This is a genomic window from Acinetobacter sp. L-24 (genome assembly GCF_056857555.1).
The window spans coordinates 1-10,436 of record NZ_JBSXNI010000010.1; the positions used below are offsets into that span (position 1 = coordinate 1).

At 38.0% G+C, this 10,436-nt stretch carries 7 protein-coding genes and 1 pseudogene; 4 read left to right on the forward strand and 4 right to left on the reverse strand.

Annotation, left to right across the window (positions count from 1 at the left end):
• The first annotated feature begins 334 nt into the window (after positions 1 to 334).
• Entirely contained in the window at positions 335 to 1,153 is an 819-nt protein-coding gene (locus AC13CK_RS00340) for an AraC family transcriptional regulator (RefSeq protein ID WP_032073151.1), read from the forward strand.
• A gap of 27 nt (positions 1,154 to 1,180) precedes the next feature.
• On the opposite strand, the gene AC13CK_RS00345 is transcribed toward AC13CK_RS00340, so the two are convergent.
• Complete coding sequence (locus tag AC13CK_RS00345; RefSeq protein ID WP_074163998.1) at positions 1,181 to 1,777, reverse strand: LysE family translocator; 597 nt, start codon at positions 1,775 to 1,777, stop codon at positions 1,181 to 1,183.
• Between the two features lie 426 nt (positions 1,778 to 2,203).
• Between AC13CK_RS00345 and AC13CK_RS00350 the strand changes: the two genes are divergently transcribed.
• From AC13CK_RS00350 to aadT, 3 genes are all read left to right on the forward strand, one after another.
• Entirely contained in the window at positions 2,204 to 3,367 is a 1,164-nt protein-coding gene (locus AC13CK_RS00350) for an efflux RND transporter periplasmic adaptor subunit (protein ID WP_032073150.1), read from the forward strand.
• On the forward strand, positions 3,364 to 6,468 hold the full coding sequence (locus AC13CK_RS00355; protein ID WP_270915313.1) for a multidrug efflux RND transporter permease subunit: 3,105 nt from the start codon (positions 3,364 to 3,366) through the stop codon (positions 6,466 to 6,468). Before AC13CK_RS00350 ends, AC13CK_RS00355 begins: the two co-directional genes overlap by 4 nt.
• Before the next feature lie 113 nt (positions 6,469 to 6,581).
• Entirely contained in the window at positions 6,582 to 8,096 is a 1,515-nt protein-coding gene (gene aadT, locus AC13CK_RS00360) for a multidrug efflux MFS transporter AadT (RefSeq protein WP_032073148.1), read from the forward strand.
• Positions 8,097 to 8,199: 103 nt separating this feature from the next.
• Here the strand turns inward: aadT and adeS are convergent, their stop codons facing one another.
• The 3 genes and pseudogenes from adeS to AC13CK_RS00375 all read right to left on the reverse strand — a co-directional run.
• Positions 8,200 to 9,306 carry a two-component sensor histidine kinase AdeS gene (adeS, locus tag AC13CK_RS00365; RefSeq protein ID WP_032073131.1) on the reverse strand — a complete coding sequence of 369 codons (1,107 nt, stop codon included), beginning with the start codon at positions 9,304 to 9,306 and terminating at the stop codon, positions 8,200 to 8,202.
• Entirely contained in the window at positions 9,296 to 10,024 is a 729-nt protein-coding gene (gene adeR / locus AC13CK_RS00370) for an efflux system response regulator transcription factor AdeR (RefSeq protein ID WP_032073130.1), read from the reverse strand. The genes adeS and adeR overlap by 11 nt, the downstream gene beginning before the upstream one ends.
• A 269-nt stretch (positions 10,025 to 10,293) precedes the next feature.
• Positions 10,294 to 10,436 (reverse strand): annotated as a pseudogene (locus tag AC13CK_RS00375) (IS1 family transposase); the annotation flags it as partial.

Sequence of the window (10,436 nt, forward strand, 5' to 3'; positions counted from 1 at the left end):
AGTATCCATCGAAAATGGCATTAGGGAAAGCTTTTGGGATTAGTCGTCAGGCGGTATACCGATATTTACAAGTTAGTGAATAGCTTATTGGGATTAGCAACTAAATTTAGTTTAACTTATAAAAATCATGAAACACTGTTCGAATTTTAAGCGTGGAACATGAATAATCAATAAAAAGCCGCTCTGCTGGTGCCCTATATTTCAGAACGGCTTGCTTTAATATAATGATATTTAAAGAGAAATATCAAGCATTACGTATAACGTGTATTATGTTAATTTTAGGAAAAGTGAAAAATAATCTACAATAGAATCTACGAAAAATTGGCCATCAATTATGCCTGATTTCTCCAGTGGAAATAATTGGATTGTGAGATCCCCCACTCAAAATCATAAATTAGAAAGAATTGAAGCATTTCTTTCCAATTATGCTTATAAACCTCACCGACATGATACTTATGCTATTGGCAGGACTCTTTCCGGAGTTCAAAACTTTCATTACAAAGGTACATTGCAACATAGCTTGCCAGGCATGACTATGGTTCTACACCCGGATGAAAAGCATGATGGTGAATCAGGAACATTAGATGGCTATCGCTATAGAATGATTTACATCGAACCAGCGATGATCCAAACCATTTTAAAGGGTAAACCTTTGCCTTTTATCAGACATGGCTTAAGTAATGATATTCGCCTGTTTAGGGCAATGGATAGCTTTCTAAATAATATAAATAATTATATGGATACCCTAGAAGAGGAAGATGCTCTATTTGATTTGGCAACTACACTGTGTGAAATTTCAGATACTTCATCTAACCAAAACAAAAAATTTGACTACAAGGCAGCAGAGAGAGCGCGTGAGTGTATTTTGGCGTATCCACATGAAAACTTAAGTTTGTCAGATTTAGAGAAACATGCTGATCGTGACCGCTGGAGCCTTTCTCGTGATTTCCGATTATTATTTGGAACTAGCCCACACCGTTATATGATCATGCGTCGCTTAGAAACAGTTAAGTTCTACCTTGCTCAAGGGGAGTCTATTGTTAATGCTGCTTTAAATGCAGGCTTTTTTGATCAGAGTCATATGACCAGACATTTTATAAAAACATTTGGTTTAACTCCCACTCAATGGAAAATGATAAATATTAAAAGATAGCCGTTCGATTTGAACGGCTAATTTGTCCTACAGCAGATTTATTCCATTAAGAAAATCTTTGAACATAAAAAGCCCTGATAAAATCAAGAGTATACCCATCAGCTTATTTAGCCGATTAAACCAGATAGGATTAGCAATTTTGTTGCCTAATACTTTTCCAACCAGAGCATAGGTGAATGGTGCGCCAACAGCACCAAGTGAAATCAGTAAAGAAACTATCAAGATCATGATTCCTGTGATTTTGGCTGCAGGGTACATAATTGTCGTAACAGGTAGAATGACGAGAATGGCTTTTGGATTTAATAACTGAATAAATAAGCCATTTAAGAATGTTAGATGGCTTTCTTGCTGTTGAGTTGTTTCTACATTCGCCCTAATCATTTTTATAGCCAAGTAGAATGTATAAATTGCACCCGCTAAAGCAATATAATGAATCAATCCATGTGGAATAACAGCTTCACCTATATAGCCAAACAATACGAATAAGATCAACATGGCGAAACCAATGCCTAGGTAAAATCCTATAGTCTTTTTTAATTGACCTGTAAGGCCAGAATTTAGCCCCATAAAATTTACAGGGCCTGGGCTATACATAACGCTTAATGTATAAAGAAATATTTCCACAGAGTTCACTCAATTAGATAGCAATAAACATCAAAGAGAGAACGGTATCGAGTTATAGGCCTTAAAGATTGTACGTTTGTGCTGAACTAATTAAAAATTTCTATTTAACTTATGTTCACCTAAAGTTCACTTCATAAGTGTATAAAGAAACTATGTATTGTATTTTCAATTGCTTATATAAATATTAGTCTTGGTTTAGAATTTTAAAGTTCATGAACTATGAGAAAAAACTAAGATACGATCAAAATTGTAGAACAACAAAATTATTTATACTAATTTACAAGCCACGCTGTTTAAGCGTGTCATTAAAAAATAAATCTTTTAATCTCTCCACACAATCTCCACACAATCTCCACACAACATCAGCAATTCATAAACACTGCTATTTCAAAATAGTAGTATCTAAAACCCCCCCTCTGAAAAAGCATGTCAACACATTATCATTTAATAGGTTCAATACTTATTACAACTGTACTTTTAATCGGCTGTACACAAGCCAAAGATGCTGAACAGTCCCCAACAGAAATGCCACCAGCGGTTGTCAGTACCATCACGGTATTACCGCATTCCATGAATTTAATTGAAAATCTTCCAGGCCGTGTTGTCGCTTACCGTATTGCTGAAATTCGCCCGCAAGTAGGTGGAATTGTTGATAAAGTACTTTTTAAGCAAGGCTCTTATGTGCAAGCAGGTCAACCGCTTTTTAAATTGAATTCTGAAATATTTCAGGCAGATGTAAAAAGCAATCAAGCCACTTTAAACCGTGCACAAGCTGAGGTGACACGTTTGCAGGTGCTGTTAAAACGCTACACTGAATTAGTAAAAGTAAATGCGGTTAGTCAGCAGGAATACAACAATACCGAAGCAGATTATCAAAAAGCAAAAGCCGATGTGGCGCAAATGCAAGCCATGTTAAGCAGACAACAACTTAATCTTAAATATGCGACTGTTACAGCCCCTATCTCGGGAACGATTGGTGAAATCTTAGTGACTGAGGGTGCATTAGTTGGTCAAGGTGATACTAATGCAATGGCCGTAATACAACAGATTAATAAAGTCTATGTTGATGTAAAGCAATCAATTAGTGATTATGAAAAACTACAGGAAGCTTTACAGCAAGGTGACGTGTCAAATACCAAACATACGGTTGAAATCCTAAATAGTCAGGGTAAACCTTATAACGTTACAGGTGAAATCCTATTTTCGGATACTAAAGTTGATCCTGATACGGGTGATGTCACAATCCGTATTTTAGCCAATAATGAAAATCAAAAACTTTTGCCAGGCATGTATGTTCGAGTCAATATGAGCCGAGCTCAAGTTGAAAATGCGCTCCTAGTTCCAGAACAAGCGATTCAACATGATATTAGTGGTAAAGCCAATGTTACGATTGTTAATCAAAAAGGTTTAGCGCAAAGCAAGCCTGTTCAGCTTGGTCAACGTTATCAAAATAACTATGTGATCAAACAAGGGTTACAAGCAGGTGAGAAAGTCATTGTTGAAGGGGCTGATCGTATACAGCCTGAGCAAAAATTAAAAATTAAGCAGTGGCAACCTACAAATATTAAGGAAAATGGAGGACAGCAATAATGTCCCAATTTTTCATTAGGCGTCCTATTTTTGCATGGGTGATTGCTTTATTTATTATTCTGTTGGGTGTACTAAGCATCCCCAAGTTACCTATTGCACGATTCCCAAGTGTTGCGCCACCACAGATTAGTATTACGGCAATCTATCCAGGTGCTACGCCAAAAACATTGAATGATAGTGTTGTGACCTTGATTGAGCGGGAAATGTCAGGTGTCAAAAACTTACTTTATTACAGTTCAAGTTCAGATAGTTCTGGAACAGCAACAATCACCGCAACATTTAAACCAGGTACAGATGTAGAACTTGCACAAATTGATGTGCAAAACAAAATTAAAGCCATTGAGTCACGCTTACCTCAAACAGTGCGACAACAAGGGCTGATGGTCGATGCTGCGTCGTCTGGTTTTTTAATGATGGTGGGCTTAAGTTCACCGAATGGCAAATATAGTGAAATTGATGTCAGTGACTATATGACTCGCTATGTGATTGAAGAATTAAAGCGGGTTGACGGTGTTGGTAAAGTCCAAAATTTTGGTGCTGAAAAAGCCATGCGGATTTGGGTCGATCCAGATCGTTTGGTTTCTTATGGATTGAGTATTCAAGATGTGAATACAGCCATCCAAAACCAAAACTTGCCGATATCACCAGGTCGTATTGGTGATGTTCCTGCTTTGACGGGGCAACAAATTACTATTCCTTTAACTGCTCAAGGTCAATTAGAAACTGTAGAGCAATTCAAGAAAATTAGTTTACGTGCTCAACAAAATGGCGCCAATGTTCGACTGTCGGATGTCGCTCGTGTCGAAATCGGGGCACAGATGTATAACTTTGCGATTTTAGAAAATGGCAAAGCCTCTACAGCTGTGGCGATACAAATGAGTCCTGGTGCCAACGCTGTCAAGACTGCAGAAGGTGTTAAAGCGAAAATTGAACAGTTAGGTTCAGCACTGCCTGATGGTATGAAATTCTCTATACCTTACGACACTGCACCTTTTGTAAAAATCTCGATTGAAAAAGTAATCATGACATTGCTTGAAGCTATGGCATTAGTTTTTATTGTCATGTTTATCTTTTTACACAATGTTCGATACACCTTAATTCCGGCGATTGTTGCACCGATTGCATTGCTTGGCACATTCTCAGTCATGCTGCTTGCTGGTTTTTCGATTAATGTGCTGACCATGTTCGGTATGGTGCTTGCGATCGGGATTATTGTCGATGATGCGATTGTGGTCATTGAGAATGTTGAACGCATTATGGCGACAGAAGGCTTATCTCCAGTTGAAGCCACATCTAAAGCCATGAAGGAAATTACCAATCCGATTATTGGCATCACCTTAGTGTTAGCCGCTGTATTCTTGCCGATGGCATTGGCGTCAGGCTCAGTGGGGATTATCTATCGTCAGTTCACCATTACCATGTCGGTTTCAATTTTATTCTCAGCTTTCCTTGCACTGACATTAACCCCTGCGTTATGTGCAACGATGTTAAAACCGATTGATCAAGACCATCAGAAAAAGGGTGTTTTTGCATCGTTTGATCGCAGTTTTGAGAAGCTGAACAATCGCTATGAACGCAGTTTATTTAAAGTAATTAAACATAAAACCCTCGCAATGTTATGTTTCTTAGGCATTGTCATTGTGCTGATTTTTAGTTTTAAACACGTTCCGACTGCGTTTATGCCAGAAGAAGATCAGGGGTGGTTTATGACTTCGATTCAACTTCCTGCGGATGCAACTCAAGAACGTACCCGTAAAGTCGTTGCTGAGTTTCAAAATTATTTAGACCAAGAAACGGGGATTAAAGACAATATGGCGGTCTTAGGTTTTGGTTTTAGTGGATCTGGTCAGAATACAGCGATGTATTTTACCAATCTATTGCCATTCGAAGAGCGTACTATTACGGCACAAGAAGTCGTGAATAATGCCAATATAGCGATGGCTGAAAGTTCAGAAGGTCAAACCATGTCTGTGTTACCACCAGCAATTGATGAATTGGGTAACTCATCTGGTTTTTCACTGAGATTATTAGATCGTGGCAATATTGGCATGCCTGCTTTAAGAGAAGCACAAGATCAGCTTTTAGCATTAGCAGCACAAAGTAAAATCGTGGCGGAGGTCTATCCTGAAGGTTTGCCAGATGGCAGTTCTGTACAGCTTAAAATTGATAGAGATAAATTGCAGGCATTAGGTGTTAATTTCAGTGATGTGACCGATATTATTTCAACCTCAATGGGTTCGATGTATATCAATGATTTTCCAAATCATGACCGTATGCAGCAAGTCATTGTGCAACTTGATGCCAAATCACGCATGAGTATTGAAGATATTCTTCAGATTAAGGTGAACAGTCAAAGCGGTAAATTGGTTTCAATGTCTGAAATAATTACTCCAATTTGGCAACATTCCCCACAACAATACAATCGTTACAACGGTCGTCCATCATTGAGTATTTCTGGCAGTCCAGCAGCAGGTATATCTTCAGGACAAGCCATGACTGAGATGGAAAATTTGATTGAACAACTTCCGAAAGGTGTGGGTTATGAGTGGACTGGGATTTCTCTAGAAGAAAAACAGTCGGAATCACAAACCTTGTTTTTATTACTGTTGTCGATGTTAGTCGTTTTCCTTGTCTTGGCAGCGCTTTATGAAAGCTGGTCAATTCCATTCTCTGTGATGCTAGTTGTCCCTCTAGGGTTGATTGGCGCCTTTTTAGCAGTAATGTTACGTGGTATGCCAAATGATATTTTCTTTAAGGTCGGCATGATCACGATTATTGGTCTATCTGCAAAGAATGCTATTTTGATTGTTGAGTTTGCAAAAGCACTAAGAGAAGAAGGAATGGGTTTAGTGGAGGCAACCGTTGCAGCCGCTAAATTGCGCTTACGTCCAATCCTAATGACATCTTTGGCATTTACCTGTGGCGTTATTCCTTTAGTCATTGCCAGTGGCGCTAGTTCTGAAACTCAAAAAGCGATTGGTACAGGCGTCTTTGGCGGCATGATCAGCGCAACAATTCTAGCTGTTATTTTTGTACCGATTTTCTTTATTGTCGTCATGAGCATGGTTGAGAAATTCTCGAAACGTAAAGCGGCACATTAAGCATCAAAACTGAGAATAAAAGCTGTGGGTTAACGAGTTTAGCCCACAACAAATCTTTCATTTACATCTTTATTTCAGAATTGATTTAATAAACCATCAATATAGGTTTAATCATGAAAGCTACCAATCTTGATCCGAAACGCTGGTGGATATTGCTCGCTGTCGTGCTTGCATTTCTGCCGATTGTGATTGATATGACTGTACTGCATGTTGCGGTTCCCTCATTAACCCAATCGCTGAGTGCCACAAGTAACCAAGTCTTATGGATTATTGATATTTATCCATTACTTATGGCTGGACTTTTAGTTCCGATGGGAACTTTGGCTGATCGTGTCGGCAATCGTAAGATTCTGCTGATTGGCTTGGTTATATTTGGAATTGCCTCAGTCCTTGCGGCATTTTCCCAAACGGCTTCTATGCTGATTGCCGCACGTGCTTTATTAGCATTAGGCGGTGCCATGATTATGCCCTGTGTATTGGGTATTATTCGCAGAACCTTCGAAGACAGTCGCGAACGTGCCATTGCGCTGGGTATTTGGGGCACAATCGGATCAGCCGGTGCCGCCATTGGACCGCTCATTGGTGGGGGATTGTTAGAATATTTCTGGTGGGGTTCAGTTTTCCTGATTAACGTCCCAATCATGCTGGTTGTCGCACCAATGTGCTATTTCTTATTGTCCCGAAAAGAAGCTATAACCCCTGGACATTGGGCATTTGGTCAAGCGCTATTGCTGATTGTCGGTTTGATTTCGTTTGTATATGCACTAAAAGCAGGCTTAGGCGGTAAACAGTCGTTGTTGATTGTCTTGCCTTTGGTCGTTTTATCTATCGGCTTATTAACCATATTTGTACGCAAACAGCTGAATTCTCCTCAGCCGATGCTAGATCTTTCGCTATTTTCACGTCCTGCTATTTTAGCCGGCATTATTATGGCAATGGTTGCTGCAGGCGCTTTGGCAGGGGTTGAGTTAACTTTGGCAATGGAGCTGCAATATGTCATTCGTTTAACACCGCTGCAAGCCGGTCTTTTTATGGTTCCGATTATGGTTGCGGCCGCTATTGGCGGGCCTATTGCTGGTTTTTTATCCAATAAATTTGGACTCCGTCTGGTTGCGACCATGTCATTAATATTGGCAGCAATTGCGTTGGTCAGTTTGAGTTATTCAGATTTTCATCATCCGGGAATCATCGTTCCCTTTATTTTAGCTTCGATTGGATTAACACTGAGTATTGGTTTAACAGCTTCATCCATTGCGATCATGGGCTCAGTACCTGCAGAAAAGGGCGGTGCGGCAGGTTCACTTGAAAGTACAGGTTATGAACTGGGTACAGGACTAGGTATTACTTTATTTGGTGTTTTCATGGCCTATATATTTGGCAGTCATCTTCAAGTGCCGTCAGATTTAACTGCTGTTTTAGCAGAAAAAGCCAGACTTTCGATTGGTGATACCTATTTAGTGGCGAGCCAGTTACCCGTTGAACAAGGTACAGCATTGATTAACGCAGGTAAAATTGCCTTCAGTTCAGCTCATGTTAATTTATTATTAACAGCAGGGATTATCATCGGGATACTCTCCATTGTGGTATTTTTTATGCTAGCTAAATATCGAGATGAGAATTCATTGTGATGAAATTTATTTGAGGATCATCAAACAGAATGGTTAAGTTCAGACATCAATTTATCTTAAATTTATGGTTTAAATTAAGCCGTATTAATCTGAACTTAACACATTATAAATGAGTTGATGTCTTACGATTTAGTTGAATAGTAAAACAGCTGCCACCTAAGTTTTTGGATTTAGAATAATAAATATGACCTTGGTGTGCTTCAATAATTGCATCAATCACTGCCAAGCCTAATCCAGTACCGCCATCTAGACATGATCTAGAGTCTTCCAGTCGATAGAAGGGTTTGAACAGGTGTTTAAGATGCGATTCATCAATACCAGGACCTTCATCTTCAAACGTCAATACCCAATGTTCTGCTGTGGTTACAGATGTAATATTTATTTTTCCAGCATTCGAATATCTTAGAAAGTTAGAGAACAATGCAATAAAGACCTGTTCCATCCTTCTTATATCAACGCAAACCAATTTATCCGTCAAATTTAAAACAATAGTTAAACCTTTAACATGAAACCGTTCATTAAACATCTGCAGACATTTTTCAATACTATTTTTTAAATTGGTCTTTTCTAGTTCTAATCGTAATTGTTTATTTTCAATAAGTGTCAGTGTCCGTAAATCTTCCACAAGGTAAGATAAGCCTTCGACTTGGTTCAATAAGCTTAGGTGTAAAGCTTTATCGGCAATAAATATACCATCGACAATACCTTGCAAGCGACCTTGTAATATTGTCACAGGTGTTCGTAATTCATGTGCAATTGCAGCATTCCAAACAGTTGAATTCTTAACTGATACTTCAAGTTGGTTTGCCATTTCATTGAAGTTCTCAATAAGAGACTTGATTTCATGTGGAATATCATGATGTGGCTGTTTAATTCTGAGTGCTAAATTGCCTTGTTGAATTTGTTGAATAACATCTGCTAAATCACTAATTGGCTGTGTATAGCGTTTTCCATATTTAAAGGCGAGGATAGTAGAAAGAAAAAAGCCTGTTAATAGCACTAAAAACAGCCAGATAAAGTCAACGGAGGTAACTGAAAATTCATTTGAATTAATAACTTGTGTATTTAGAAAACCTATTTTTATCGCCCAGCTATAAACAAAATAGCCAATCATGAAAGATAACAGCGTAATGCCTAAATTGAATAGGCTCATCATGATAATAAACTGGAAGTTAATTCCAACAGAATTTTTAAAAAAGTTAAATTTCATGATTTTGATCTAAGCGATACCCCACGCCACGGACATTGATTAATAAGCCATTTACATCATTTTCTTCAAGTTTTTTGCGTAATTTGCTGATATGGCTATCTACAGTGCGATCTAAAGCATCACTTTCAGGCATACAGTTTTGGATCAATTCATTACGTGTAAAGACTTTATTCGGTGTTTTTGCCATCAAAAACAGTATCTTATACTCAGTTAACGTAAGGTTGAGCAACTGATTTCTTTGACCATTTGAAATGTAAACTTGATGATGATCTGGATTAATTTCAATATTTCTATAACGAATAATATTAGTTATTTCCATATTTTGGCTTGTACTTCGTCTAAGTACGGCTTGTATTCGTGCAATCACTTCGTTTGGGTTAAATGGCTTAATAATAAAGTCATCAGCACCCATTTTTAGCCCCATGATCTTATTCACTTGATCATCTAAGGCAGTCAGCATAATGACAGGTAAATGACTTGTTTGACGGATGATTTGTAGAATTTCCCAGCCATTTAGTTTGGGTAATTTAATATCAAGGAGAATCAGGTCGATAGAGTTGGCTTTTAGGCACTCTAAAGCTTGTTGTCCATCCAATGCACGGATGACCTGCATGTTTTCATTTTTTATGTATTTTTCAAGAATGTCACCAATATCATAATCATCTTCTACAACGAGAATGACGCTGTTTTCGAAGCTGTGCTGTAGATTTGGATACATATATTTTATCTTAGATGAAGTAGCTATGCATTTTAACATTTAATTGTGTAATGGAGATGATTAGACGAGCAGTCATTTATATTTGTAATTGAGGGGTGACATATAATAAAATTCGTTGCATATCAGTATTAATGAACAAAATGTCAATTATCATTCATTTAACATAATGGCTGTTATACGAAACGAGAGTGTTAGAACCCATTTAAAGTGTCTATATTCTCACCAATAAAAATGTCCGGTTTCTCCGAGGTAAAATATGACTTTTGAACAAAAATAAGCCATTGTTTATTCTTTTTATTTCCAACAAAATTCCAGAACTCATCTACTTCGAGAGATTCATAATGACTTTGCTGAGGCTGAATTTCATAGGTTGATTCAGTTAAAGTACGTAAAACTTTACCGATACTGATGC

Bases quoted from the DNA above. Each gene is read 5' to 3' on its own strand.
- AC13CK_RS00340 (WP_032073151.1), top strand. From the start codon at position 335: ATGCCTGATTTCTCCAGTGGAAATAATTGGATTGTGAGATCCCCCACT.
- aadT (WP_032073148.1), top strand. From the start codon at position 6,582: ATGAAAGCTACCAATCTTGATCCGAAACGCTGGTGGATATTGCTCGCT.
- AC13CK_RS00350 (WP_032073150.1), top strand. From the start codon at position 2,204: ATGTCAACACATTATCATTTAATAGGTTCAATACTTATTACAACTGTA.
- adeS (WP_032073131.1), bottom strand. From the start codon at position 9,306: ATGAAATTTAACTTTTTTAAAAATTCTGTTGGAATTAACTTCCAGTTT.
- adeR (WP_032073130.1), bottom strand. From the start codon at position 10,024: ATGTATCCAAATCTACAGCACAGCTTCGAAAACAGCGTCATTCTCGTT.